The 25,558-nt window shown below is 53.6% G+C and carries 25 protein-coding genes and 4 pseudogenes; 17 read left to right on the top strand and 12 right to left on the bottom strand.

Going from position 1 to position 25,558, the window contains the following annotated elements; all coding sequences use genetic code 11:
- Positions 1-69: 69 nt before the first annotated feature.
- Positions 70-948 carry a CDP-alcohol phosphatidyltransferase family protein gene (locus KRAC_RS52855; protein WP_007921332.1) on the bottom strand — a complete coding sequence of 293 codons (879 nt, stop codon included), beginning with the start codon at positions 946-948 and terminating at the stop codon, positions 70-72.
- A 316-nt stretch (positions 949-1,264) separates the two neighbouring features.
- Between KRAC_RS52855 and KRAC_RS52850 the strand changes: the two genes are divergently transcribed.
- Together KRAC_RS52850 and KRAC_RS52845 are read left to right on the top strand one after the other, a co-directional pair.
- Positions 1,265-1,837, top strand: coding sequence for a hypothetical protein (locus KRAC_RS52850; protein ID WP_007921324.1), 573 nt, complete (start codon positions 1,265-1,267; stop codon positions 1,835-1,837).
- A 43-nt stretch (positions 1,838-1,880) separates the two neighbouring features.
- Entirely contained in the window at positions 1,881-3,305 is a 1,425-nt protein-coding gene (locus KRAC_RS52845; protein ID WP_007921322.1) for a dihydrolipoyl dehydrogenase family protein, read from the top strand.
- 150 nt (positions 3,306-3,455) lie between these two features.
- Here KRAC_RS52845 and KRAC_RS52840 read toward each other — a convergent pair whose 3' ends face one another.
- The 5 genes and pseudogenes from KRAC_RS52840 to KRAC_RS68250 form a co-directional block, all read right to left on the bottom strand.
- A complete protein-coding gene (locus tag KRAC_RS52840; protein ID WP_007921318.1) occupies positions 3,456-4,316 on the bottom strand; it encodes an IS3 family transposase in 861 nt (286 codons plus the stop codon).
- A complete protein-coding gene (locus tag KRAC_RS52835; protein ID WP_157508103.1) occupies positions 4,313-4,522 on the bottom strand; it encodes a hypothetical protein in 210 nt (69 codons plus the stop codon). The genes KRAC_RS52840 and KRAC_RS52835 overlap by 4 nt, the downstream gene beginning before the upstream one ends.
- A gap of 438 nt (positions 4,523-4,960) precedes the next feature.
- Positions 4,961-5,596, bottom strand: coding sequence for an LUD domain-containing protein (locus tag KRAC_RS52830; protein ID WP_007921315.1), 636 nt, complete (start codon positions 5,594-5,596; stop codon positions 4,961-4,963).
- 28 nt (positions 5,597-5,624) lie between these two features.
- Positions 5,625-5,891: pseudogene (locus KRAC_RS52825) on the bottom strand (SDR family NAD(P)-dependent oxidoreductase); the annotation flags it as partial.
- A 221-nt stretch (positions 5,892-6,112) separates the two neighbouring features.
- Positions 6,113-7,623 (bottom strand): transposase gene (locus KRAC_RS68250; RefSeq protein WP_085954385.1). Its coding sequence is split into 2 segments (ribosomal slippage): positions 6,113-6,741 and positions 6,741-7,623, totalling 1,512 coding nucleotides; the frame shifts between segments, so codons are not numbered across the junction.
- Positions 7,624-7,856: 233 nt separating this feature from the next.
- Here KRAC_RS68250 and KRAC_RS52810 point away from each other — a divergent pair.
- The 4 genes and pseudogenes from KRAC_RS52810 (at position 7,857) to KRAC_RS73120 (ending at position 14,564) form a co-directional block, all read left to right on the top strand.
- On the top strand, positions 7,857-8,450 hold the full coding sequence (locus KRAC_RS52810) for a TetR/AcrR family transcriptional regulator (protein WP_007921311.1): 594 nt from the start codon (positions 7,857-7,859) through the stop codon (positions 8,448-8,450).
- A gap of 642 nt (positions 8,451-9,092) precedes the next feature.
- Entirely contained in the window at positions 9,093-13,151 is a 4,059-nt protein-coding gene (locus tag KRAC_RS52805; RefSeq protein ID WP_007921308.1) for a PAS domain S-box protein, read from the top strand.
- Positions 13,152-13,328: 177 nt separating this feature from the next.
- Positions 13,329-14,141 (top strand): annotated as a pseudogene (locus KRAC_RS52800) (IS6 family transposase).
- Positions 14,142-14,147: 6 nt separating this feature from the next.
- The gene (locus KRAC_RS73120; protein WP_007921307.1) at positions 14,148-14,564 is read left to right on the top strand and encodes a hypothetical protein; all 417 of its coding nucleotides are present in this window, start codon (positions 14,148-14,150) and stop codon (positions 14,562-14,564) included.
- A gap of 400 nt (positions 14,565-14,964) precedes the next feature.
- On the opposite strand, the gene KRAC_RS52790 is transcribed toward KRAC_RS73120, so the two are convergent.
- The gene (locus KRAC_RS52790; protein ID WP_007921295.1) at positions 14,965-15,546 is read right to left on the bottom strand and encodes a CGNR zinc finger domain-containing protein; all 582 of its coding nucleotides are present in this window, start codon (positions 15,544-15,546) and stop codon (positions 14,965-14,967) included.
- A gap of 202 nt (positions 15,547-15,748) precedes the next feature.
- Positions 15,749-16,620: pseudogene (locus KRAC_RS52785) on the bottom strand (IS5 family transposase).
- 183 nt (positions 16,621-16,803) lie between these two features.
- On the opposite strand from KRAC_RS52785, the gene KRAC_RS52780 reads away from it, so the two are divergent.
- The 3 genes from KRAC_RS52780 to KRAC_RS52770 all read left to right on the top strand — a co-directional run bounded on the left by KRAC_RS52780 (position 16,804) and on the right by KRAC_RS52770 (position 18,143).
- Positions 16,804-17,217, top strand: a complete 414-nt coding sequence (locus KRAC_RS52780) for an SRPBCC family protein (protein ID WP_083815211.1) — start codon at positions 16,804-16,806, stop codon at positions 17,215-17,217.
- Between the two features lie 158 nt (positions 17,218-17,375).
- Complete coding sequence (locus KRAC_RS52775) at positions 17,376-17,801, top strand: hypothetical protein (RefSeq protein WP_157508101.1); 426 nt, start codon at positions 17,376-17,378, stop codon at positions 17,799-17,801.
- A 132-nt stretch (positions 17,802-17,933) separates the two neighbouring features.
- On the top strand, positions 17,934-18,143 hold the full coding sequence (locus KRAC_RS52770; RefSeq protein ID WP_040447579.1) for a hypothetical protein: 210 nt from the start codon (positions 17,934-17,936) through the stop codon (positions 18,141-18,143).
- 488 nt (positions 18,144-18,631) lie between these two features.
- Here the strand turns inward: KRAC_RS52770 and KRAC_RS77560 are convergent, their stop codons facing one another.
- Positions 18,632-18,799 carry a hypothetical protein gene (locus tag KRAC_RS77560; protein ID WP_244422564.1) on the bottom strand — a complete coding sequence of 56 codons (168 nt, stop codon included), beginning with the start codon at positions 18,797-18,799 and terminating at the stop codon, positions 18,632-18,634.
- On the opposite strand from KRAC_RS77560, the gene KRAC_RS80485 reads away from it, so the two are divergent.
- The 8 genes and pseudogenes from KRAC_RS80485 to KRAC_RS73110 form a co-directional block, all read left to right on the top strand.
- Positions 18,740-18,994, top strand: coding sequence for a DJ-1/PfpI family protein (locus tag KRAC_RS80485; RefSeq protein WP_420795883.1), 255 nt, complete (start codon positions 18,740-18,742; stop codon positions 18,992-18,994). The two genes, KRAC_RS77560 and KRAC_RS80485, sit on opposite strands and share 60 nt — an antisense overlap.
- A 314-nt stretch (positions 18,995-19,308) precedes the next feature.
- Positions 19,309-20,595 carry a DUF1348 family protein gene (locus tag KRAC_RS77555; RefSeq protein ID WP_007921289.1) on the top strand — a complete coding sequence of 429 codons (1,287 nt, stop codon included), beginning with the start codon at positions 19,309-19,311 and terminating at the stop codon, positions 20,593-20,595.
- 14 nt (positions 20,596-20,609) lie between these two features.
- Positions 20,610-20,912, top strand: a complete 303-nt coding sequence (locus KRAC_RS73115; protein WP_007921287.1) for a hypothetical protein — start codon at positions 20,610-20,612, stop codon at positions 20,910-20,912.
- A gap of 283 nt (positions 20,913-21,195) precedes the next feature.
- Positions 21,196-21,333, top strand: coding sequence for a hypothetical protein (locus tag KRAC_RS74220; RefSeq protein ID WP_169461057.1), 138 nt, complete (start codon positions 21,196-21,198; stop codon positions 21,331-21,333).
- Between the two features lie 90 nt (positions 21,334-21,423).
- Complete coding sequence (locus KRAC_RS52750; RefSeq protein ID WP_007921285.1) at positions 21,424-21,969, top strand: tautomerase family protein; 546 nt, start codon at positions 21,424-21,426, stop codon at positions 21,967-21,969.
- A gap of 60 nt (positions 21,970-22,029) precedes the next feature.
- A complete protein-coding gene (locus KRAC_RS68240; protein ID WP_007921283.1) occupies positions 22,030-22,227 on the top strand; it encodes a DUF302 domain-containing protein in 198 nt (65 codons plus the stop codon).
- 48 nt (positions 22,228-22,275) lie between these two features.
- Positions 22,276-23,277 (top strand): zinc-dependent alcohol dehydrogenase family protein, encoded by a 1,002-nt coding sequence (locus KRAC_RS52745; RefSeq protein WP_007921280.1) that lies wholly within the window; start codon positions 22,276-22,278, stop codon positions 23,275-23,277.
- Positions 23,278-23,746: 469 nt separating this feature from the next.
- Positions 23,747-23,914 (top strand): annotated as a pseudogene (locus KRAC_RS73110) (IS6 family transposase); the annotation flags it as partial.
- 184 nt (positions 23,915-24,098) lie between these two features.
- Here the strand turns inward: KRAC_RS73110 and KRAC_RS52735 are convergent.
- The 3 genes from KRAC_RS52735 to KRAC_RS52725 all read right to left on the bottom strand — a co-directional run bounded on the left by KRAC_RS52735 (position 24,099) and on the right by KRAC_RS52725 (position 25,504).
- A complete protein-coding gene (locus KRAC_RS52735; protein WP_040447534.1) occupies positions 24,099-24,506 on the bottom strand; it encodes an IS4 family transposase in 408 nt (135 codons plus the stop codon).
- Between the two features lie 112 nt (positions 24,507-24,618).
- Complete coding sequence (locus KRAC_RS52730) at positions 24,619-25,317, bottom strand: hypothetical protein (protein WP_157508099.1); 699 nt, start codon at positions 25,315-25,317, stop codon at positions 24,619-24,621.
- On the bottom strand, positions 25,292-25,504 hold the full coding sequence (locus KRAC_RS52725) for an IS4/Tn5 family transposase DNA-binding protein (protein ID WP_040447536.1): 213 nt from the start codon (positions 25,502-25,504) through the stop codon (positions 25,292-25,294). The genes KRAC_RS52730 and KRAC_RS52725 overlap by 26 nt, the downstream gene beginning before the upstream one ends.
- Between the last annotated feature and the right edge of the window lie 54 nt (positions 25,505-25,558).

The following is a 25,558-nucleotide window of genomic DNA, read 5'->3' as shown; positions in this document are numbered from 1 at the left end:
CCTTTAGCGCCTGCCGAGAATGGCTTTGATGGAGCTATTCTCGGCAGGCGAGAATAGCCATGAGAAAGGTCATGATCGCACATTCGCTATAAACTGTGCTACAGGTGCGGCTACGAGCAAACAGATAGTGATACTAAGTAGTGGGACGTTCAGGAGATGGGTGAAGGTAGTGAGAGGTGCTGGCACGAGTAATACAAGAAAGTAGAGGCATTGCGCCAGCCCGGCGAATTTGCCCCATTGCGTTGAGCCGAAGCGTATAGGATAGGCAAACACCAGATAACTCACCAAGGCTGCCGCCAGCGGAAGCAAGAAGCGTAAAAGCATGATGGTTCCGACCCAGAGTGGTAACGCACCGTTTTGAATCAGGATCACCGTAAGTGATAAGTAGAGGCAGAAATCTGTTTCGCCGTCAGCAATCTGGCCCAATTTACTCTGCGTCTTTGTGCTCCGGGCAATGTGTCCATCGAGGATATCGGTCGCTATACCACATAGGAAGATTGCGAGGGCCAATCTTGATGGTATTGCCAGGCCGCCTATAAGCTTACCGAGTAGATATGATGCGCCTAATCCACGTAACCAGGTGAGGGTATTGGCTACCCCGATGTTTGGTAGCAGTTTGCCATTTTGTACTGATCGATTGAGGCCAAGATGCCAGAACAGGTCATATTGTTGCCATGCGATACAAAAGAGGAATCCAGGTAACATGTGTAAAGTATTGGCTAATCCTGCAAACAGACCATTCCCAATCAGCATTATCAGAGCTAGCAGCGCAATGAGCCACGTTACTCGTTGCCATGATTGTTTCAATGAGGGGTTGGCGTTTGCGGTTTGGTAAGACATCAGCCAGGAGCGTTGAAAGAAGATGAACCAGCCTCGCAGGCTGAAACGACTCTGGCGGAGCGTTGTTAGCAAGTCAACGACAAATGTCTGTTCAGGGTTCTGTTGCATAAGAAATATTTCTACTACTACTTTTTTTTGCGTTACTATCCGGAGGGCTATCGCATTTTTTAGATTGTCTGTCAGCAAATTATCTTCTCTCGCTATTGTCGCACAGTCTGGGTGGAGATACTACTTACGCGATTTTTTTGTGACTACCTAACATAAATACGTTAATAGAAAGGATGACATTGGCAACCGAGAAGGAATACAGGTAAGATATAGTAGAATTTATAATGTTTTACGAGATTGAGCAAGAACGTCAACTTTGATCACCTGTGTCATCAAAACCTGATTGCGGTTATAAATAATAAAGGAGAAAACATCGTTGAAAACACAAACATCGAACGTAAAAGAAAATGCTACAGAAGAGCTGCTCGCTCCCGGGGGGATTGGTATGGCTGTTGCCGTTGACTGGGGGCTGACCGTGCAAACCGTATTAACGCCAGTCTTTGCGCTTTTTAGCCATTCCAACCAGGCTAATATGATGAAAATGGCTGGCCCCAACTCACCTATCGGCAACATACTATTTTTTGTTGTTGCATTGCTCGCAGCCTGTGTCTTTGCCTGGTTTGGTGAGATGGTACGCAGTGGTCGCAACTGGGCGCGCATAATACAGATAGTTGTCAGTGTGTTACTCTCACTGGCTGGTATTGTAGGACTCATCAACCTGTATCAAAGTATCGCCGTTGGCAACTTCTGGCCGATAGTCGCCGAGATAATCCTTGTTATCATCTCTCCCTTGATCGTCTGGCGTATGACTCGTCCCTCGACTGCGCGCTGGTTTAAGTTAGTTACTCCTGTAGAGGCGCGCAAGCGTCATGGTGGCAAGTGGGTGTGGTTCATCATACTATGCAGCATTATTGGTGGTGTATTGCAGGCCATCGCTGCTATGAGATAGACCGACTGCGCAACCTCTGTGAAGAGAAAAGAGGAAGTTCGATATGACTTCAATGGATTATGATCTGACCATTCTTGGAGGAGGGTCGGGTGGATTGACTGCGGCTCGAGTCGCAGCATCTCTAGGTGCACGGGTTTTATTGATTGATAAAGAGCGCCTTGGTGGAGATTGCCTGTACACTGGATGTGTGCCAAGTAAAAGTTTGATTCATGTAGCACGTCAGGTCTATCAAGCCAGAACTGCTACCCGTCTGGGATTGACATCTGATAACGTAGAGATTGACATGGCACGGGTTGCCGAATCTATTCAGGGCGTCATCAAACAGGTACAAGATGCAGAGCAAGTCTATACTGATGATGTAACCGTCAAATTTGGAACGGTTTCCTTTCAGTCTCCAACAGCGTTGCTCATCAATGATGAGCAAATAACTAGTCGTGCAACAATCATTGCAACTGGTTCACACCCTGCTCGTTTGCCAATAGAAGGGTTAGCAGAAATTGGCTACCTGACGAACGAAGATGTGTTTCAATTGACCAACCTGCCAGCATCACTCCTCATTGTGGGCGGTGGACCGGTGGGCGTCGAGCTTGGGCAGGCGCTGGCACGCTTAGGTGTCCAGATTACTCTTATTCAAGGACCGGAACGAATTTTACCACGAGAGGAGCCTGAAGTTTCAGTGGCTATCGCTGAAGCGCTCCAGCTTGAAAACGTGCAGGTAGTGACAAATGCGCGCGTGCTGAGAGCGGAACGCCATGGCGGGAAGAAGAGTGTCATGGTGAAACAGGGAGAACAGATGGTAGTGTTTGAAGCTGATGAGATTCTCCTCGCCGCGGGTCGTCAGCCAAATGTTGGTGGGTTGAATCTCGACACAATTGGTGTCACCTACAATGAACAAGGCATCAAGGTTAACGACTATCTCCGGACTTCCGTTGCAAATATTTTTGCTCTTGGTGATGTCATCGGGGGCTATCTTTTTACGCATGTTGCAGCCTATCAGGCCGGAGTTGCAGTGCGGAATGCTCTGTTGCCCGTGGGTAAAAAGAAGGTTGACTATCGTGTTGTTCCCTGGTGTACATTTACGGACCCGGAGGCGGCTCATATTGGACTGACATATACTGAAGCGCGGCAACGCCACCGCCAGGTTCGCGTCGTCACTTTTCCCTGGGCAGACATCGACCGGGCGCAGACAGAGCATGCAACGACCGGGTTTATTAAACTTATACTGGCGGGCAAGAAAGAGGAGATCGTAGGGGCGCATATGGTGGGTGCACACGCAGGAGAATTGCTTGGAGAGATTGCGCTGGCAATGCAAAATCACCTGACTGTCTCTACTATGTTTGCCACTATTCATCCATACCCAACATATCATACTGGTCTGCAACAGGCGCTATTTGAGGCATATCTGACGAGTTCGCAATTACGTAGCAATCGGTCCATCGTCAGCGCGGCTTTGCGACTTAGAAAGTAAGAAGGAAGCAAAAAAGCGAGACGGGAAAGCGAGAAAAATGTTTTTCCGTCTCGCTTTTGCTTCAGAAGAAGAAGGCTATCAAGCTCTCCAGATCAAAAATGTATACTACATTATCTGGATTGGACCCGAGAAACCACTCCAGTAGAGATATCACTCAAGGAGGCCCTGAGCACACAAAAGCTCAAACTCGTCAGGGGGCCGATATCCCAGACTGGAATGAAGCCGCCGCTGGTTGTAGACCACCTGGAAGAAGTCCCCGATATTGTCTGAGGCTTCTTCCAGGGTTTGGTAATCATTCACGTAGACTTCCTCAGTTTTAAGGGTCTTCATGAAGCTCTCGGCCCGAGCATTCTGATACGGATTCCCCGTGGCAGCCATGCTCACGCAGGCTCCGACCTCGAAGAGACGATGCACGTAGGCTGTGTTGGCATACTGCACCCCCTGGTCGCAATGATGGATCAGTCCGGGGCGCACCTCGCAAGACTGGAGAGCCATCTCTAAGGTCGCCAGGGTCAACGAGTGATCCAGCCCCCGTCGCAGGCTCCAGCCGATGCACTTGCGCGAATAGGCGTCGAGAATGCAAGCCAGGTAGACGAACTCTTTGGGCAAACGGATATATATCAGATCCGCCACCCAACACCGATCGGGAGCATCAAACTGGCGATTGGCGACGAGGTTGGGAGAGCGGCGGTACTGATGCCGCGAATTGGTCGTTTGCACCGTTCGTCGTTTGCTTCGGCAGAGCCAGGAGTACTCGTGCATGATGCGCCGCACCCGTTTGTGGTTGATCCTGGTGCCTGCCCGCTGCAACGCGCGGGTGACGCGCCGATAGCCGTAGCCGGGAAACGCGAGAATGACCTGTTCCATCGCCTGGCGGACCCTGGCTTCTTGCTCGCCACGTCTGGCTTGCTGCTGTTGATGCTCATAGTACCAGCGCCGATTGACGCCAAGCCACGCACAGAGTTGTCGCACCGAAAGCTCTTGCATCTGCTCCCGTAAGCGATCGATCACCTGGTGGCGTTGCTGGACGGAAGCAGATGCAAGGCTTTTTTTAGCACGGTGTTCTCCAACGCGAGTTGGCCGCAAAAGCGTTCCAGTTCGGCGACGCGCCCTTCGAGCACCTCAACGGAGCGCTCCTGGGTCTCGCTGCTGAAAAAGGCTGCTTCGCCTTTGGCCTGATAGGCTTCGCGCCAGTTGCTGATCGCAGTATGAGACACCTTGTATTCTCGGCTGAGTTGGCTGAGATATTTCTCGCCACTCACCAGTTATCGGACAATGTGCAGTTTGATTTCTGGACCGAAAACTTGCTGAGTCATGATGTTGCTCCTTTTTGCTCACCACTTCTCAGTGGTACTCTTCTGTGAAATCTGAGTTGGAGCGGTTCTTTGGGGGAAGTCCAAGAGTTATAGGTATTACCCCTGGAGAGTATCGACGAAAGCACACTGTTTTGACAGGATAGCTACGGAGATAATCACCTTTCTCAACCAATAGCCCATTCAGTGTCACTCATTTCGGACACTTTGTCACTACTTGGGGTCGTAACATTTTTCCGTACACGAATCCCCGCTAAGCCAGGCTTAGCGGGGATTCGTGTACGGAAAAATGTTACGACCCCGTTAGAGAGTAACACGTTAAGAAGCTGTACTAGGATGGGTTTAGAAGCCAAGGTTCTCTTTGACCAGAATAAGAGAAATGCGCCCCAGCACCATCTCTCGATTGATGATCAGCAGTTTATTCACCGCGCTATTGACGCCATAGGTATTCAGAGCACGCTCGTCTTCAAGTGGCAGCGTGTACTCATGAATGCGGCGGAACCCTTCATCGAGATGAGCAACCAGTTTCTGAGCGCCGACTACATAGATAACCTTCGCTGCTCCAGACACACCAGGTGCCATCTGGCTTCCGCCCGCTGAAGCAATCACCAACTGGCCCTGTTCTGTAATGGCGTGGACACTCGCGACAAGCACATCAGGAGCGGCACCCAACTGACGTTTCGCACGTTCCTGTCCCTCCTGATCGAGGTCGACCAAGCGATTGCGCACGACATCATAGCGACCGGATGATTCGATCTCAGCCGAGGCACCAATTTGATCAAGTGTGCGAGACGGCGCATTGTAAACCTCAGCGCCCTTGGGGATCAGTTCAAATACTTTCTTCCGTGCCTCCTCGGCATTGGCGACTACGAAGGTCTGCATGCCATTGACGGTGAGGGCCTCGGCGGTTTTTGCAATGCGCTCGTCAGAGGCCACATGACTAAACTTCAGATTGGGTGTTAATTGAGACTTTCCCATATTACTTATTCTCTTCTCCTCTATGGACTAGATTGCCGTACCCGGCGTTATTGACAACAACATCTAGACGTCCGTATGTATTGACTGCAGCGTCAACTACTTCACGTGCTTACGCTGATTTTTTCCATCCAGAGCTATCGTACTCACGGGCCTTGCCATATTTTGCTCTAAGGTCTGCAAGCTGTTGGGGGTTGCGTGCCGTGGCTACCAATTGATCTCCATGTGCGAGGACCGCTTCGGCAAGCGTACGACCAAAGCCGAGAGAGCTTCCTGTAATCAACCACACTTTTGACATGTTTTTTCCTTTCTGCTTGGAAAAGAGTGTGCATCCCTCGAGAAACGACAGGACGACAGAGTATGCGTAGCATGAAAGTCGTTTCTCGGTATTCTCATTGCGGGCGGTTGCTTTACAAACAACCGTTGTTTATAATTCTATTGGCTGAGGAACGCAATGACAATCAGCAAAGGCGCCCTTTTGTGTGTTAACCAACAAAAGGGGAAAAGTGTTGAAAAAAACTAGAATCGTAAACTCATCTTAGAAAGTTGTTCCTCCAAACGAGCCAGATAGGCGGTGGGATCTTTGCGAAAACGAAACTGCTTGCGACGAGCCTCTTGCCGAGAGGAGATTCCTGACCGCACGTGCTGCCAGCGGGTCAGATCGTATGGGATCAGTTCCTCGGCGCTGAACGAATGCAAGCGTGTCGCCAGTGCCGCGGTCACCCGCACTGGTCCATGCACCACCAGTCCAGGGATGGCTCCTTTGCGTCCCGTGGCTCGGCGCTCACCAGCTCGGACCTTGCCAAAGGCCTGCTCCAGATCGTTGTTGGTTTTGGGCAGACCCGCCACCTGATAACAGAAGAAGAGATGGGGGGCATAACTTTCGGTCACTTTCAGGAAGTGCACGAGCGCCGGCCTCATAGCCTCCGACTGTCCGACCTGCTCTTGCATCCGCATGAGATGGTTCTCAAAGCGCTTGTGCACGTCTTTTGCCTCGTGCTGTTGCTGGTTACTCAAGACATGGGCCACCTCGAAAAGCAGCGTAAAGAGCGGACGCACGACCTCAAAGGGCTCCTTGGTGGCCCCCAGCCCTTTGTTGAGCACACGCTTCAATCGTTCAAGCGCGCTGGGAAGCCCCTTTTTTCTCCCACTCGCTCAAGTGAATCATGGATCGCTTGAAGTCGTTCCTGCAAACGTAAGCCAGAAGCCGAGAGCGGTGGCAAGCCATCGTCGGTCAGGCTGGCTCGAACCGCCAAAGCGTACTCGTGAATCACTTCCGCCTCAGCATCGGTCCTGCTTTCCACGGCTCGTTCGATGGGCCGCACACCGCGAACCTGCTTTTTCAGTTCCTTTTTGGCGTGCCGATCCGCCTCAAAGATGAGTTTGCCCGCTTCACGCAGGTAATGAAAGTGGCAGAGCTGATGAGGAACCTCAGGGAAGACACTGGCAACTGCCCGGCGAATGGAGAGCTGCCCATCGGAGATGATCCCATGAACCGGGACAGAAAGGATCTCTTTCACCTCGGTGAGCAGGCCGGAGAGATCTTCTTGGGTTGAACTGAGAAGCGCTCTAGCTAGCACGATCTCCCCTGTGAGCACTTCCCGGATCACCCAAAGGACCTCATGGCCCACATCGGGTTGCAACCCATCGATGGCCAGGATCACTCGCCCTTGAGAGGAGAAACGGGTGTGCAGTCGTTGCCGGCAGGAGAGATGCAGCGTCACCAATTCCTCGTAGCGGTGCATCAGATGCTCAACGGTCCGTTCACAGACCCGCAGTCCTCGCTCCTGCAAGATCCGCTGCATTTCGGGAGCTGAGCGCTGTTCTCGATAGCGCAATCTGCCCACCAACGCGATCAGATCCAGACCACATTCTCCATGGGGTAACGCCCATCGGCCTTCTTCCTCTGGTCGGTAGGGCTGTTTATAGGCCTGGCATGCTGGATTGGGACAACGACGAACGACCAAGCGTAACTGGACTAACCCCTTGACGGTAAGGATCTTCCGATGCGCATGATAGGCCACCGGCATCCATGTTCCACACGAGCGACAATGCTCCTCGTGTGGCTCTAAACGGACCTGCTGCTCTGCCTGGGGACGGGCAACTCTTCTTCCTCTCATCTACGTTTTCTCCTGATGCACCTCTTTCTGTACAGTTTACTCCTTCCTCCAAGGCCTGTTTACGATTCTAGAAAAAAAGGGACAACTCATCGATCATCTGTGGTAGACAGAAGAGAAGGAGATATGTACCAGGAATAATGGCGATGCAGCACAAGGGAAATGATTTGCGAGTTCGACGTACAAGGGAAATGTTAATAAACGCGTCACGGGAAGTGCTGCAAAAGAAAGGATTTTCGGCAGCCAGTATTCAAGACATTACTGAGCGGGCAATGGTCAACCGCAGTACCTTTTATGCTCACTTTACGGATAAATATGAACTCCTGACTATCCTCTTTCGTGAGCAGTTTCAACAGGCAATGGCAAGCAAACTTCCTTCGACTTCCTCCTGGAAACCACAAACGCTCTTCCTGCTGATTGAGGCCGTGCTCGACTATTTTGACGTGTTCTACGGCCATTGTCAGCCAGCGCAAAACACTGGCCCCATCTTTGAACACACCACTCAAGAGGAATTGTATACGTTAGTGTTGACCTGGCTCAGACGAGACGCTGAAAACAAACGCTGGCAGGTACCGGCTGAAACAGTCGCCCAGATCGTGAGTTGGGGAATTTTTGGAGCAGCTGTCAAATGGAGTCAGGAAGCGCACACGAAGTCGAAAAGACAGATGACTCAAGATATTTTTCAGGTCATAAACGAAGGGACGATGCACTTCTTCACCAAAGCTGTGTCAGGGTCGTAACATTTTTCCGTACAAGAATCCCCGTTAAGCCAGGCTTAGCGGGGATTCTTGGGCTCTCCCGCACTTTGTGTGATAGGGAAAAAATGGTAAAATGAAGCTGAAACTTCGACCGATTTTAAGGTGAAACGTGAGAAATCGGTGCGAAACATGGGAATCGGCATTCGTCATCCTGGCAATGCCGCTCCCCATGTCGCTTCTTCCATCGACACCTTGGAAATTGGGGGCATCGCGCGCACCTGGCCACAACTCGACATTAAGAGCCGCCCTGGATGTTTCTCGCGTCTTCCTTGTTCGTCATACCCAGGCCCGTGAGAAAGAACTGAACGACCAACAACCCGAAGCCACCACTGACGCTCGAAAGAAAGGTTTTCTCTAAGAGAAGAAGCAAAAGGAGCAGCGTTCTCAGCACTGTTCCTCACATTTCGAGGATGCTCTGCTTCTTGAGCGTTCTGCGAGGCTGCATGAGCGCCTCTCGTGGTTGCTCATGCTCGTGTTCCTTCGAAGTCTGGTACTGGAGTCCAGTCCAGTTTGCTTGTTTCTCACAGATATCACATTATTTCACTAGACGTGCTTTCGATTCGAGCAGGAATGCGTCTTCGTTCTCAGGGATGGGGGTACGTGAAAGGGAGAGGTACCATCCGTATGTCCAAGACAAAGCGAACAGAACGTCTTACTCCTGCGTCGAGTGAGACGCTCCTCCACATGTTAAAGACGCTTCCTGATGCGTTGTTTCTCGTCAATGATGCCGAGACGATTAAGTATGTGAATACGAGCGCGCAGACCATGACCGGATCATCACGAGAAGCATTACTGGGAAACTCCTTCTGGCACGGGGCTCCCCAACTGCTGAGCCCCTCACTCTATCAGGCCATGCGCAAGACCAGGCAAACCCAGGAACCAACCGAAGTGGAGTATTGGTCTCCTATGACCCGGAACTGGCTGCGCGCGCAACTCACTCCGACCGTTGAGGGACTCACATTGCAATTCCACCAGATGAGAGCACCAACACCAACACCACGCCAGGAGACGTTTCCCCAGGGCGAGCGCCTCTGCATCGATGACCTGGATGGCCTTCATACCAGGATCGGGATCTTGACGCCCGAGGGGATCGTGTTGGACATCAATGCGGTCCCGTTAGACGACGCGCAGGTTCGACGCGAGGAAGTGATTGGCAAACCGCTGGCCGAGACCCCCTGGTGGTCCTTTGCTCCTGCCAGTCAAGAGCAGCTGCGCGCAGCCATCGCGCGAGCCAACGCAGGAGAAACGGTGTGTTTCGAGGCCCTGGTTCGCCCGAGGGAAGGGATGCTCCTTTCCTTTGAGAGCGTGATCACCCCCCACCTGAATGCGGATCACCACATCGAATATCTCGTCATCGCCGGCATCGACATCACCGCGCGCAAGCGAGCCGAAAGAGACATCCATGCCTTGATCGATGCCATCCCCCAGTTGGTCTGGACCGGGCGACCGGACGGCTACGTCGACTCGTATAATCAACGCTGGCGCGATTATACGGGCCTGACCACCGAAGAGGCCCAGGGGGATGGATGGATGCAGTGTACACATCCGGAGGACCGGCAACGCGTCCTGGAGGTGTGGCAGCGCGCCGTCGAGACCGGCGAGCCATATGAAACGGAACAGCGCCTGCGCCATGGCACGACCGGGGAGTATCGCTGGTTCCTGATGCAAGCAACACCCTACACCGATGCGCAGGGTACGATCCTCAAATATGTTGGTACCTGCACCGATATTCATGACAAAAAGCGGGCCGAAGCAGAACTGCGTGCCCTAATCGATGCCATCCCCCAGTTGGTCTGGATCCTGGGCCCCGATGGCTCGAGTGAATACGGCAACCAACGCTGGTGTGACTATACCAACATGTCCTTTGAACAATACCAGGGGGACGGCTGGCTCCAGGCCATCCACCCCGACGATTATCAGCACACGCTGACGCTCTGGCGTCATGCGCTTGAAACAGGTGAACCCTTCGAGATCGAATATCGTCTCAAGAATGGCAAAACGGGGGGCTATCGCTGGTTCTTAGCTCGTGCGCTCCCGGTACGCGATGAAGCAGGCCAGATCCTCAAGTGGTTTGGCACCTGCACCGATATTCATGAGAAAAAGCAGATCGAAGACGACATCCGTGTCCTGGTTGATGCCATCCCCCAATTTGTCTGGATCATGCACCCCGATGGTTCTGCTGAATACGCGAACCCACGCTGGTGTGAGTATACCGGCATGACCTCCCAACAATACCAGGGGGACGGCTGGCTCCAGGCCATCCACCCCGATGACCAGCAACGCGTCCTGGCGGGGTGGCAGAGCGCCGTCCAGGCAGGCAGACCCTATGAAGGGGAACAGCGCCTGCGCAATAGCACCACCGGAGACTATCGTTGGTTTCTTGCCAGAGGAGCGCCGTTCAAAGATGCGCAGGGCACGATCCTGAAATATTTTGGCACCAGCACTGACATCGATGAGCAGAAACAGGCTGAACAGAGAATCAAAGCCAGTGAGGAGAACTGGCGCGTGCTGGCCGAAACGGTGCCGCAGATGGTGTGGACGACGCGCCCAAATGGCCAGCACGAGTATGTGAACCAGCGCTGGTGTGACTACATGGGGGTTACGGTTGAGCACATGCAAAGCGACCGATGGGCTCCTCTCTCGTTCATCCATCCCGATGATCGGGAAGGCACCCGAGCCCTCTGGCTGCATGCCCTGGAGACGGGAGCAATGTATGAGCACGAAGAGCGTTTCAGAAATAGCCAGACCGGAGCCTATCGCTGGTTCTTAGCCCGCGCCATGCCGGTGCGCGATGGGGCAGGCCAGATCCTCAAATGGTTTGGCACCAGCACCGATATCGAGGACCAAAAACGCATCGAGCAGCAGCTCAAAGAAAGCGAGGAGAACTGGCGCGTGCTGGCCGAAACGGTGCCGCAACTGGTGTGGACCATTCAACCAGATGGCCGCCTTGACTACTGTAATCAGCGCTATTATGACTACATAGGTGCTTCTCCCGAGCAATTATTGGGCTATGGGTGGAGCCAATTTTTGCACCCGGATGATGCTGAGCGAACGCTGGCTCTTCGACGTCACTTGCTCGAAACGGGTGAAGCCTATGAGATCAAATATCGTCTCAGGGAGGGCAACACAGGGAACTATCGCTGGTTCTTAGCCCGCGCCATGCCGGTGCGCGATGAAACCGGCCAGATCCTCAAATGGTTTGGCACCAGCACCGATATCGAGGACCAGAAACGCATCGAGCAGCAGCTCAAAGAAAGCGAGGAGAACTGGCGCGTGCTGGCCGAAACGGTGCCACAGTTGGTGATGGTGGCACGATCCGACGGCCAGCACGAGTATGTGAACCAGCGCTGGCGTGATTACACCGGGTTCACGGTAGAGCAAACACAAAGCGACCTATGGGCCTATCTCCAGTTCATCCATCCCGATGATCGTGAAGGCGCACGAGCGCTCTCGCAGCATGCCCAGGAAACGGGAGCAATGTATGAGCACGAAGAGCGTCTCAGAAACAGCCAGACGGGAGCGTATCGCTGGTTCTTAACGCGCGGGGTGCCAGTCCGTGATGAAACCGGCCAGATCGTCAAGTGGTTTGGTACGTGCACCGATATCGACGAGCAGAAACGGACGGAGGAAGCCTTACGCCAGAGCCAGAAACGAGCGAGCGTCCTGATGAACTCCAGCATTATCGGGATCTTTGTCGCCGAAGATGAACAGGTTGTAGACGCGAACGACACCTTTCTGCGTATGACCGGCTATACAGGCGAAGACCTGCGTGAAAGGCGCATGAGCTGGAGGCACATGACGCCTCCAGAATATCTGGCTCGTACCCAGCAGGCCTATGAGGAACTTGCCACTCAGCAGTCAATAATACCCTATGAGAAAGAGTACGTGTGTAAAGATGGCAGTCGTCTTCCTGTGCTTGTGGGTGCCGTCGTCTTACAGCATCACCCGTTCCAAGGAATCGCTTTTGTGCTGGATAATTCGGCCCGCAAAGAACTGGAACAACGCAAAGATGACTTTATCAGCATGGCCAGCCATGAACTGAGGAACCCGCTCGCCGCCTTAAAGATGCAGACCCAACTGGTGCGAAAACGACTGGAAAGGCAATCCCATCACGAAGCTGCTACAGCGCTTGCCAAGGTAGAGGGGCCCGTCAAGCGACTTGAACGCCTGATCGGAGAGTTACTGGATGTCTCCAAGATCCAGGCGGGTCGGTTGGAGTATCTGCAGGAGACGGTCGATCTTGACGCGTTGCTCCATGAGGTGGCCGATACCATGCAGCAGATACAGACGACGCATACCATTGTGGTGCGAGGTGCCGCACCACGCTCACTCGTGGGAGACAAAGACCGGCTCGGACAGATCTTCACCAACCTGATCAGCAATGCCATCAAGTATTCTCCAGGCGCAGAGACAGTTGAGATAGACATGAGCGCCTCCCCTGAGACGGTCACGATCCGTGTCCGCGATTATGGCCTCGGCATCCCGCGAGAGCAGCGCGACAAAATCTTTGAGCGCTTCTATCGGGCCACTGGTCCCAAGCAAAAGGCGATCCCCGGACTGGGAATGGGACTCTATATTGTCGCGGAAATCATCAAGCGTCACGGGGGAACCATCACGGTGGAAAGCGAAGTCGGAAAAGGATCGATCTTTACGGTGACCCTTCCCAAAAGGAGGGATGTCTGAGCGTGGCAAGGACGCTACGCACGTCATCTGAATCGGTGATGGCTGCGAGATCCGTGTGAGCACAGATGGCACCGCCATCACCGGTTCTGTCAGAACTCAGACAACCCCTTGGCAAAAAAGTCAGACTTTTGGTCTGCTGATCTTGTAAAAACAGGAGAGAATGGGGAATGTTGACTGATGAACTGCCCACATTGTGCTATGACAACCACCACGAAACGAGCGAAGAAAACGAAACTGGGTTACGCCACGCTCTTTTGCCCTCACTGTCAACGTACGTTCAACGAGCGAACTGGTACTCCTTTCAATTATCTTGAATTCCCGACAGACATTGTCCTGCTCGCGGTCTTGTGACGACTACGCTATAAACTCAGTCTGCGAGACATCGCGGAAATGTTTTTGGCGCGAGGTTTTCCGTTCACTCATGAAGCCATACGTGATTGGGAAGCACGATTTGCTCCATTGATGGCAGATCACTTGCGAGCCAGGCGACGTGGACAAGCTGGGAAGTCTTGGCATGTAGATGAAACGTATCTCAAAGTGCATGGGAAGTGGTGTTATCTCTATCGAGCCATCGACCACGATGGTCATCTGGTTGACTCCATGTTGAGTGAAAAACGGAATATGGAGGCAGCTCAGCGGTTTTTCCAGCAGGTAGTCGCTGTGGTTGGCCATACCCCAGAATCGGATGGGCATCGTTCCTATCCCAGGGCGATAAGCGAGACCATGGGCACCCCTGTTCAGCATCGGACCAACAAATACCTCAATAATCGCCTGGAACAAGACCATCGAGGGATCAAACAGCGCTACTATCCCATGCGTGGCTTTGGAACATTTGAAGCGGCGGCACGTTTCTGTTGTGCTTTTGACGAATTACGCAACTACCTCCGTTCGCGTCGCGCCATGGGAGAACCGATCTCACTCCCAGAACAACGACGTGTTTTTCTCCAAAAACTTGTCGCCTTGAAGGCATTGATACAAGCAGCCTCATAGCGAGAGATGAGCAGTAAGAAGCATTCTCTGGACCCTGGTAAGCTTTCTGTGTTCTCAGTTCTGACACTACCGTTTGCTTCTCTGCTGCGCACTCGCACGGGAGAACAGCTCGACGCCTGGCTTGAGAAAGTGAGAGCCAGCCAGATCGAGCGAGATCAGCAGCAGGTCGCGAATCGGTTTCAGACCTGGCCCACGCACCTACGCACAGCGCTTGGTCGGAAAGCGAAACCCACCCGCCTCCACACAGTCGTAGACATAATGCGCCACCGGAACTCCGCCCGCCACATCGAAGTGGTAGTCGTGCCGGCGCAGGAGGAAATCGTCGCCGAAGTAGAAGTCCTGTTTTTTGCTATGGCTGGCGATTGCGTCTGGAAACCGCGCGCGCAACCCGCGCCAGAGCTCCCCGCCTTCTTGCCATGGTGAGATTTCGGTGATCTCGAAGCCAGGCATGGCCATCAAGAATGGCGTAGTATGGAATACTTTTGCCTCTTCAGGCGCTAGATGCCTGAAGAGGCATGGCGCTCTATTGCCCCCAAGGCCCACGGATTGCGCAACGAGATGTGCATGTGGCTCAAGCAGCTTCGCTGGCCCGTTCAATTCTCCCGCTTGTTTTGGGCAAGAGGTTGGAAAGGCCTCCGCCTTCTGAAAACGAGAGAACAAGAAAGGACACTCTCAAGCCAGATTGCTGGTGAGGGAAAAATCGTTGCACAACCCGTGGGCTCCGCGAGCGGCGGCTTGCCCTTTCCCAAAGCAAAAGGCAGATCTCACGGTTCTTGTCAACAGCCTTCTGAGGGTTGTCACCACTTGTGGCGCTCTTTTCTCGTCATTCCTCGGTGTGTGCGGTGCGCCGGTGTCGATACGCGCTCGCCTTCAGACGACTCCCGCACCCGGCCATCGAACACCACGCCCCCGAGCGATTCTTGGACGTATCGTAGAACGCCTTCTGGCACCGCTCATTGCGGCACACTTTCAGCCTGCCCCAGGTGCCGTCCGTCATGGAGGTAAACACCATCCCGACGAGATGGGCAAGCGCTCCATCCACGCCGGCAATATCCGGTTCGAGGGTGGGTAATCCGTCGGCGTGCAAGAGAACCGTGAGCGGGGCGTCGCTGGCAAGGCGATTGAAGACGTCGATGTGCGACGCAAGCATGGCTGTCTCATGGTTCGCACGCAAGAGGCTGCGTAGCGCCTCGCGCAGCTGTAACACACGACGAAAATCTCCTTGTGTGACCGGTGCGCCATCGGCCAACAGACAATGCTCAACCAGCCAGGCGTGAAGCTGGTCTGGACTCGTCAGTTCCGTGTGCGCACGTCTCCCTTGTCCATACTGGGTATTCACGAGCGCTTGCACCACAGCCAGCGATCCCGGCGCCGCCTTGCTCTGCTCTTCATGCAGAGTTGTCATCCCGATCCTCCTTCTTGAATATGATCACCAGTATAACATATATGACGGTGGCTTTTCAAGAGCTAAATAGGTTAAAAATTACCATCAAAATGTATTGACAGGTGATTTTTCCACGAGGTATACTGGGACAGAGAAAGAGGAGATATAAAAAGGAGATACATACTAGGGTATCTGACTCGTATCCCTCTACATGTCTAAGAACTTATCCGAAAACTGAGAGACGTTCACAATGATGGAAACACATGAGAGCACAGGCCAAACGCAGGAAGGCATCATAGGTGCGGTCCAGCTTTTCCCAACGAATGATGATTCGACGCCAGCGATTGAGCCAGGAGAAAAGGCGCTCGACCACCCAGCGCCTGGGGACTTTGGTCGTTTCCAGAGCGTTGGCAGGCTCCTGGGTCTCTCCTTGTTGCGAAAGCGCTTGCCAATACCACGCATGGTTATGGCGATTAAGGCGAATATGCGGCTCATACCCCTCCTCATAGAGCAGGCTGTAGATGACATCATAGTCATAGCCAGCATCCAGGCACAGATGCTGGGGATGCTCAATGGTGGGTTCAGGGCGTGCAATCGCGTGATGCTCCAACGTCGCAGCGACCAGTTTCATATCATGGCGATTGGCCCCATCAATGACCAATGCCAAGGGCAGACCTCGGCGATCACAGAGAATGCTCCGCGCGGGTTCCCTGCTTGCCGCGATCGGTGGGAGCGGGTCCGACCGCGGCTTGGGCAAAAGGGGCTTTGCTCGTCGAGCTATCCAGGCTCTGCCAGTCCCAGCCAATGCCTTGCAACTCGTCGTAGAGGTGCAGACCTGCTTTCCACAGGCGAGCGAAGACGCGCTTCCGCTTCCCATTGACGGAACCGGTCATAGACGGTAGAACTGGCACCCATTTCACGGGGCAAGGCATTCCATTGAATGCCCGTTCGCAGAATATAGACGATGGCTTCAAACATCGCTCGATCATCGGCGGCTGGTCGTCCTCCCTTGGGGTGAGGAAGGCGAACAGGAATCAGAGGACAGACGTGTTCCCACAATTCATCGCTGACTTTCCATGGATGGGTTCGAGCCATATGCTTGTTTCACCTCGCTTGGTTTTCTTTTCATTGTACCAACCACAGTTTTCGGATAAGCTCTAAAAGCTGGAAGTGTGAAGGGATACGCCCTGTAGCAGAGCACGCGTATGGCACCAAAACGGGCCCGGGCCTGCTCCTTTGGACAGCTCATTATTGTGTTGGTAACGTGAGAGGGAGGAAATGATGGGTGAGCATCATGTGACGGTACTCGTACCTACATCAGTAAAGAATGCCTATGCGTTCTTTACCCATTTTCATGATTTTCCCAAGTATATGCATTCTGTTCGGGGGGTGACGTACTATGACACTCAACAGAGTCATTGGGTTGTACAGGTAGCAGGAAAACAAGTGTGGGATGCTGTGAATGAGAACTGGATTCCTGAGCGGCAGGTAGGCTGGAGATCGATAAAGGGAATGCAGAATAGAGGTACGATCAAGTTTACGCCTTTAGGAACTGAGCAGACAGTAGTAGATGTCTTCATCCACCATGACCCTCCGATGGGTATCGTGGGGAGAATGGCAGAATGGTTGGGAATAAATAGCCATTTTCAAACCGTACTGAAAAGGAGATGCAGAACTTCACCAGAATGGTAGAGGAGGCACCTCAGGGAGCATCAGATCCAATGTTGTCGCACTACTTGTTTCATCGAGAGAGCGCATTCACAAGAGGGAAGACGACGGAGAGACAACGGGCGGCAATGAAGGATGATCCGAAAATGTCTCCAGTGCATCTGCGAAAGAGAGCGAAAAAAGTGGCATCTGAACGTGAGGAGGAAAAGCGAGAGTATGAGGCCAGGCAAGCCGGAGCACAACTAAAACGGCAGCAGATGCAGGGGGCGGTTAGAGCGCAAGATGAGGCACTGAAGCGACAAAAAGTGTCTGATCTGCAAGAAACACATGCAAAGGAAGAGAGCGAAAAGAGACAGAAAGGCATCATACACGAGTTGGATCCAGTGCGTGACACCATAGGGGGAAGGAACGCATCGATGGAGCGTACTGCCTTTGGCGATCAAGATGCCAGGCATGAGCGTTTTCCACAATATGACGCAGACCCAATGACGGCACGTTCGTTGAGATCGTGGGAAGATAAAACGTCAGAGCCTGTAGCAGACGAGAAAGCTGAATCGCCGTGGAAAAATCTTATTCGAGGACGATCATTAGAGGATGAGACGAGGTGAATATGACACGTCATGTTCAAAAGCGAACGGATAGTAGAAGGAGTGCGCTAAGAGATCAATGACCTCTCAGCAAACTAGTACAGATCTCCTTCTACTATCTCCTGACGACCTGGTCAAGATGGTAAAACGGCTATGCTCGCTCATGCCAGGGAAGGTTGGCAGATCTGGCAAGAGAAATTGAATCAGTTGGATGCTCTCCCCAAAAAGAAACTGGTGGCCTTTGCCAAGCAGAGCGGGAGCAGTGGGCGAGCAATAGTCGGACGATCAGTCAGTTTGCGGGTTCTCTGCGATCAACTGGAGTACACCCAAGCGAATCTTGCACGCCTGAACGCTCTCGATTGAGCAGCTTCTGAACTCAGGATGGTAACTATGAAGCGATGAGTTTCTTTCTCGGATGCTGAAACGTGTCATTGCTGATGCTTTGCAAAGTGACGACACCTTCAGCCACACTGCTTGCGTATGACTTAGAGGGCACACATACTTCATTGCCGGATCTGGACGAAGCCAAGAAGGACCTCCCCGAAGTCGAGTTATCGTCAATGCTCAATGGGTCATGTTCAGTTGGGGTAAGCTCGCAGAGAAGGTGTTTTCTCGGAAAAAAGAGAAAGAGAAGAAAAATGGCCAGCGAACTCCAGGGGAAAGATTGCGTTTCTAGCAACCGACGGTATTGAGCGGGTCGAACTGGTCCCCCTGGAATACCATCAAAGAAGTTGGGGATAACCGGAGTTGATCTCGATCAAATCTGGGCAGATCCAGGCGACCAACAAAGACATCCATCCGGCGGACACCTTCTCTGTCGATAAGACCCTTCCGAAGGCATCGGTAGCGCATTACGAAGCACCGGTACGCCCCGGAGGAACATGTAATCCTGACCGACAGCGCGCATCAACACAGATACCATGCAGTTCGTGCGCGATTTCTTCGCGACCAACAAGCCAGTGGGCTCGATCTGTCATGGCTCCTGGTTTCTCGTGGAAACAGGCATGGTTGCTGGGCATGCGTTAGCTTCCTGGCCAAGCCTCCAAACGGGCATCCACGATGCTGGTGGTACGCGGGTAGACGAAGAGGTACATATCGAAAAAGGGGCTGGCACCAGTCGTAGGCCCGATGATATGCCAACATTCTATCTCTCGCGCGATCATTCGGGAAGGTGCGAAAGCAAGCATACTACCAAGGTGAGGAGAGCAGGCTGAACAGAAGCTGGCCCATGCTGTCAGGGTGTCGATGCAAACGTTATCCGACTTCTGTTTACTTTGTGGCAATGGAGCGTTTCTCAATGAGGTTGGATTCAGAGGTAGGGCTCAGAGAATCGTGTAGAAAAACGCATCGGTGTATCGGTACCCAAAAGTGGGCAGGAGCTTGCTTTGAACTTGCTCGATCTAGTGAGTCAGAGTCCTGTTGATGATCTATCTTTCTGGAAGCCAGGGTATCAGAGATCTTTCGCTTTCCAGCACCCTTTGTCGAGACCTGGATGGAATCACGCATAGACAGCAGAGGAGAACCAACTATGGCTCATATCACGCCAATCAAACTACCAGCTTCAAGAGTTGTCAGCACTGGGGCTGGTGAATTATACTTCATCGGGAATGCCACCACCCTGATCACATATGCTGGATTCACTCTTCTCACCGATCCCGCCTTTTTACATAAAGGAGACTACACACCACTTGGTCACGGCGTATATACGCGACGTGAGATCGAACCGGCTTGCTCTCCCCAGGACCTACCGCCACTTGACCTGATCGTCCTCTCTCACTATCACGGCGATCACTTTGATGAGGTGGCCGCGAGGGAGCTAGACAAGCAGATTCCCATTGTCACAAACGAGCACGCGGCGGAACAACTCGCTAAATTGGGATTTACGAATCTCCACACGTTAAACACCTGGGAAGCGCAACTGATCAGTAAAGGCGATGCCCAGCTCCTCGTGACAGCGATGCCCGCAAAGCACGCTCCTGACCACCTTATCCAACTCCTGCCTCCAGTGATGGGCAGCATGTTGGAGTTCAGCACCCGGGGCAAGCCTCTGTTCCGCCTTTATATTTCGGGGGATACGCTTCTCTATGATCATCTTCACGACATTCCAAGGCGCTACCCTGAGATCGATCTGGGACTCTTCCATATCGGTGGTACGACGCTCCTGGGGGTACTGGTCACGATGAGCGGGGAACAAGGTGTTCAGGCCGTGGAGATCATCCATCCCCGTGTTGCTATCCCGATCCACTTTAACGACTTCTCCGTCTTTCTGTCGGGGTTGGACGATTTTAAGGCAGCTGCGACGAGAGCTTCCCTCACCACGAGTGTGCACTACCTCCTGCAAGGCGACACCTATCGATTCAGCGTGGAGCGAGGCCAGGTGGAAACTGATCAGGGGGAAGTCAAACCATCATCACTCAAACCGCCTTTCACCAGAGAAACGGCTCTTCTGAAAGTCAAAGCTGCCGAGGATGCTTGGAATAGTCGTGACCCGGAGCGGGTCGCGCTGGCGTACACCCCTGATTCTCAATGGCGCAACCGGACGGAGTTCTTGACAGGTCGAGAGGCGATCAAAGCCTTTCTCCGCCGCAAATGGGCCAAAGAATTGGACTATCGCCTGATGAAAGAATTGTGGTGTTACACCGACAACCGCATCTCGGTACGTTTCGAGTACGAATGGCGTGATGCCGACACGGGACAATGGATGCGGACACACGGGAATGAACATTGGGAATTTGATGAAGAGGGACTCATGCGGCGGCGCGATATGAGTGGGAATGATTATCCTATTCAGGAGTCAGAGCGGCGCTACCGCTAAGAGCACCGCAACGTATGCAATGCATCGGGTGTAGCCAAGCCATGTGTGTTGCCTATCATACTCAGCAGACCGTGACGACGCTCAAAGGGATGTATCGTCTGACGCTTCATGTCCGTCGTTGTCACAAGCAGCACAGCCATGGACCGATTGAGGAACTGCTCCAGAAGCAGCTTCCGTCCCTCGATGGTTGTAAATTCACGAGAGAGGAGACGAGCCATGTTGAGCAAAATTTGGGCCGAATGTTCGGACAGAAATGCCAGACCAGGATCTTACCCAACATTCAACCCGATTTTTGGTCATTATTCAACTGGGGATAAACCGTCTGTGCAATAGTGGTGTCCCCCCGAGCGTGAATGGATAGTCTTACACTCGCGCTCAGAGGATGTCCGCTTTGCCCCGACGGCCTTATTTCTACTGGATAGCCAAAACCGCTCTAAAACGCACTTGATTTGACATCATACGATCATACGCTTCGCTGGCACGTTCCAGGGGAAACGTTTCGATCAGGGGAAGAACGTGACAAAGGGTGCTAAAATTCAACGTGTCTTCTGAATCCACCATTGAAACGAGGGAACCAACCCTTCACCAGGAGAAGGCCCAGTGCTACAGATAAGTAACCGTCTTTGTCTGAAACGACCCTCGGCAATGGCAGGGAGCTTGTTGACTCACAAACTCCCAGTGCATGGCGGCGCCGAGCATCCTGCCCCGCGCCGCTATGCGCTGGGAGTCGATACGTGAGAGCGCGTGCGAAGGGGTGCGAGTGTGCTCTTCGTGCAAATGGTTAAAAAAGCTTACGTAGCACTGAGCTTCTTAGAAAGGAGACCAATCATGCCTGTTATCCGTGTCAGCTGCCCCGCAAACGCGCTTACGGCTGAGCAAAAAGCGCAGCTCGCCCCGCTCCTCACCGATGGAGTCATGGGCCAGGAGATCGATCCCGTGACCGATGTTGGCAGGGATATCACGGCGCTCATGTTCAACGAGATTGCCGATCACAATAGCTTTATCGGTGGGACACCCGTGGATAAGCCGAAGCATCCACGGGACACATTCTGGCTGGTTGAGACAATAGTCGCCGCAGGCTTCTTCGACCAGGCGCGACGCGACGCCGTGCAGGACGCGATTAAAAAGGCGTTTGTCACCGTGCTCGGCGACGATGGCTCAGTGATGGAGCAAGATGGCGTGCGAGTTTCGCCCACGTACCTGGCACGACTCTACTCTTTGATCATCGAGATCCCGGAGGGCAGCTGGGGGGTAGGCGGACGCACCTCTTCCGCAGTCGAGATCGGCAAGTTAGCTGGTACCGATCCGAGCCGCAAGCGCTTCGCTGAACTCCAGGCGAACACAGCCAAGCTGAAAGCGACGCGGGTTTCATGATACGCGGCACGATCCTGTGCGCAATCGGTGCCCTAGTGTTACCCGCCAGAGCACCCGCGCATGAGTAGACTCCTGCCAGAAATGGCCTTATATGCGCCCCTGCACTTCGTCGTGTACGAGGATGAGGCAGGCAAGACCTTCGTGGTCTACGACAACTTTGTCTCCCTGCTGGCCCAGTACCAGCGCGAGGAGATCACCCAGGTGGCGCGGGTGGTGGAGCAGAAGTTGGAAGCGCTCCTCGCCGCTGTAACCCAGTAAGAGGGGTGCGAAAAGACACAATTTGGCAGAAGAAAGGAGAGGGAAAAGATGAAAGCGATTCGCTTCGGGCAGTATGGGGAGCCTGCCCAGGTGCTAATGGTTCAGGAGTGTCCTCTCCCAGAACCTGGAAAGGGGGAAGTGCGCGTGCGTATCCTGGCCAGTCCTGTCAACCCCTCGGACCTGTTGTTTGTGCGAGGGCTCGAGACAGCTATTCAACCACAGTTTCCCTCACCCGTCGGATTTGAAGGGGTTGGCATGGTGGATGCTCTCGGGCCACAGGTGCAGCGTCCTGTCCCTGGACAGCGGGTTGCGTTTTTCAATGAGAAGGGGGGCAACTGGGCTGACTATGCCGCGATGCCCGCACATGCTCTGCTTACGGTACCCGACGATCTTCCCGATGAGCAAGCCGCCTGTTTCATCATCAACCCAGCGACCGCCATGCTCATGCTTCGTCACGTGCTGGCCATCCCTGCTGGCGAATGGTTGCTTCAATCCGCGGCCAGCTCCGAACTGGGACGCATGATCATCCGCCTGGCCAAACACGATGGCATTCGCACCATCAACGTGGTCCGTCGGCGCGAAGCGGCAGCGGAACTGCAACGCCTGGGGGCCGACGCCGTCATCGTGTCCACCGAGGGGTCGATTGACGAGCAAGTGCGCCGGATTGTTGGTCCACAGGGCGTCCAGTACGCCATTGATCCGGTGGTCGGAGAAACAGGAACCCAGATGTACCAGGCGCTGGGCGAGGAAGGCAGAATGCTGATCTATGGTTCCCTCACCGGAGAGCCGATCCGTGTCGGAGCCGACCCACGTTTCATTCTGGCAGGCCGGCGCATCCTGGAAGTGTTCTTCTTCGGCTACTGGTTTCCCAGGCTTAATGAGACCGCACAACGTCAGCTGGTCCAGGACATCGTCACGCTGATGCGTGAGGGCATTCTCGTGACCTCTGCTGCGCGTCCATTCTCCCTCGACGAAATTGGTGCCGCCGTCAAAAGAGCAGAGGCCCCTGGCCGCCAAGGCAAAGTGCTGCTCGTGCCCGCAAAGGAGTAGAATCGGGTGGGAGATCCATGCTTTATTCGGCTCCCCACCGTACGCGCAGGGGAACTGGAAGATCCGCGGGAAGACGCGTGAGTTTTGTAGTGATCGGGTAGCCGTGAGGCTACCCGATCTGAGAGGCTGCTTTCTGGACGAGGTACGCAACTTTTTGATCCAGGTCCGCTGCGGTCTACACAAACTCTTCCCCCGTCACCGCGCATACGTGCAGCAAAGAGGATGGCCGATCATAACTGAGACAGGTGTTTCCTCGTGCATTTTCATACACCTGCACCCGAATCGGAACATAGAGTCCTGCCTCAGCTGAGTACTTCTCGAAGTGCTAGCCTATCAAGGGATTGCCAATAATATAGAGTTTTGCCTTGAGAGGATGAACGGGTTCTATCAGAATTCAGAAGAAGGCTTGGCCAGGAGATCGTGAGTGAGGTATGCTAAGAGCATACGATCATCTGATGAGGAGGCATTCATGAACTGCCCACACTGCGCTTCAGGTACCACCAAGGAACAAACCAAGAAAACTGCGCTTGGCTATCGAACCTTCCGCTGTTCAGCTTGCAAGCAAACCTTCAACGAGCGGACAGGAACGCTGTTCAACTTTCTGGAATACCCCACTGATGTGGTTCTCCTGGTCGTACGGAACTATCTCCATCCTCACAAGGCTGTGGGAGAACCAACTCCACATTCAGAACAGCGGCAAGTTTTCCTCGATCGGCTTGCCGTTTTGAAGACATCGATACAAGCTTCCTCCTGGTGAGAGACGGCGCATCGAGCATTTACTGAAACCTCCCCGGCATGAATGCCTGTCACTTATACACAAGTCATGAAGGATGGAGAAGAGCGGCGAGATGAACGCCCTCCAAGACGTCCATCACCCGCATCCATCCTTTCCATAACGTCTGCCATCCAGGGGGACCATCGCTCTTGCGGTCGAGATAGCCTCCCAGGCGTGCAATGGCGTGCCACACTTCTTGGGCGGTAGTGATGCTGCGGTGACGTCGATCCAAGAAGACGATGACCTGGATGACTTTTTGCGAGACCACGTCGGTCGCTGGCATGTTTCCCGCTTGCTGTGCCGTGTGCCGAATGATCAACAAACGCAAGGCAATGGGAGTCAGCACCGCGAGTAATTTCCACTGAGCCTCCATGCTTTGCACGTTGTGATGTTCCATCCGACAGCCCGTTTTGAGGGCTTTGTGGCGCATCCTCCAGGAACCAGCGCCAGCCATACCATTGCACCACCTCCCATGCCTCACTTGGGCAAGTGATCGGAAGCGTGGAAAACCGCGATCCATTCCAACGGCTCTTGTCCTTCAAGCGGCTGGGCTTCCCAAACCCGTATCACCCAGGCAACAATCTCCATTTTGCGTAAACACGCTCCGTGCAGAGGCGGCTGGACGCGTACCTTTTGGAAATTGATCTGTAAGCGTGCTTCTCGCCTGGGCTCGCGCCTGCTGGGCAGCAATACTCACCAGATGAGCATCCATGCCAGGAAGGGCACGAGCCAGGGTCCCCAGATGCACGCGCGTCAAGCTCGGCTTGCACATCCTCTTGAGAAACCTCCACGTTGCGATCCTGGGCCACTCGCAACACAAAGTCGTACCCAAGATCCTCACATGTTTGCCAAAACGTGTACACATCGCTGTTGCTATCGCTCACGTAGACCCATTGGTGGTGCTGAGGAACCCGCCCGATCTGTCGGATACTCTGTTCCCAGACCTGCGATTCTCGCTCCCGTTTTTTGCGCTCAGCCTTTGTCTCCCCAATGGGGGCAAGCTGACGAATGAAAGGTGAGAGCATCATGCATCCCAAGATCGCCTGCGTTTGGGGGTCCATCGCGAGCACGGTGTGCAAACTGAAACCGATATCTTCTCGGCTGTTGCCCACTGGTCCCCGTCCTTTGAGAGCGTTATGGATTGTGAAGTCAAACTCGGTCGTGTCAGCCAACAGGAGCGTACGAGAACATTGGGTCGCCGCGTGGTAGGTTTGGCTCCAGTGGGGGAGCAAGAGATCTTCATACCCGAATGCAGGGTTGCTCAAGAAACGATATCCCCCCTGCGTTTCTCCCCAGGTCTCTCGCGTCGTGAGGCAAGGAGGCTGATGGGTTCTCTGCCAGGGCGTTCGCGATCTTGATCAAACGATCAGTACGACGCGGATCTCTCAGTTCTGCTGCTCCGAAGGTCTGGACGGCCCATGTGTCAGCATGCTGCAAAGGTTCTTGTTCCATGAGCCTTCCTCCTTCGCTTGTTCTTGCTTTTCTTTTCAGCACGCCAACACTTGT

Origin of the sequence: Ktedonobacter racemifer DSM 44963 (assembly GCF_000178855.1) — a bacterium.
Classification (GTDB): Bacteria; Chloroflexota; Ktedonobacteria; order Ktedonobacterales; family Ktedonobacteraceae; genus Ktedonobacter; species Ktedonobacter racemifer.
The sequence above is the reverse complement of the archived record's forward strand: the minus strand, read 5'-3'. Positions and strand labels throughout refer to the sequence as shown.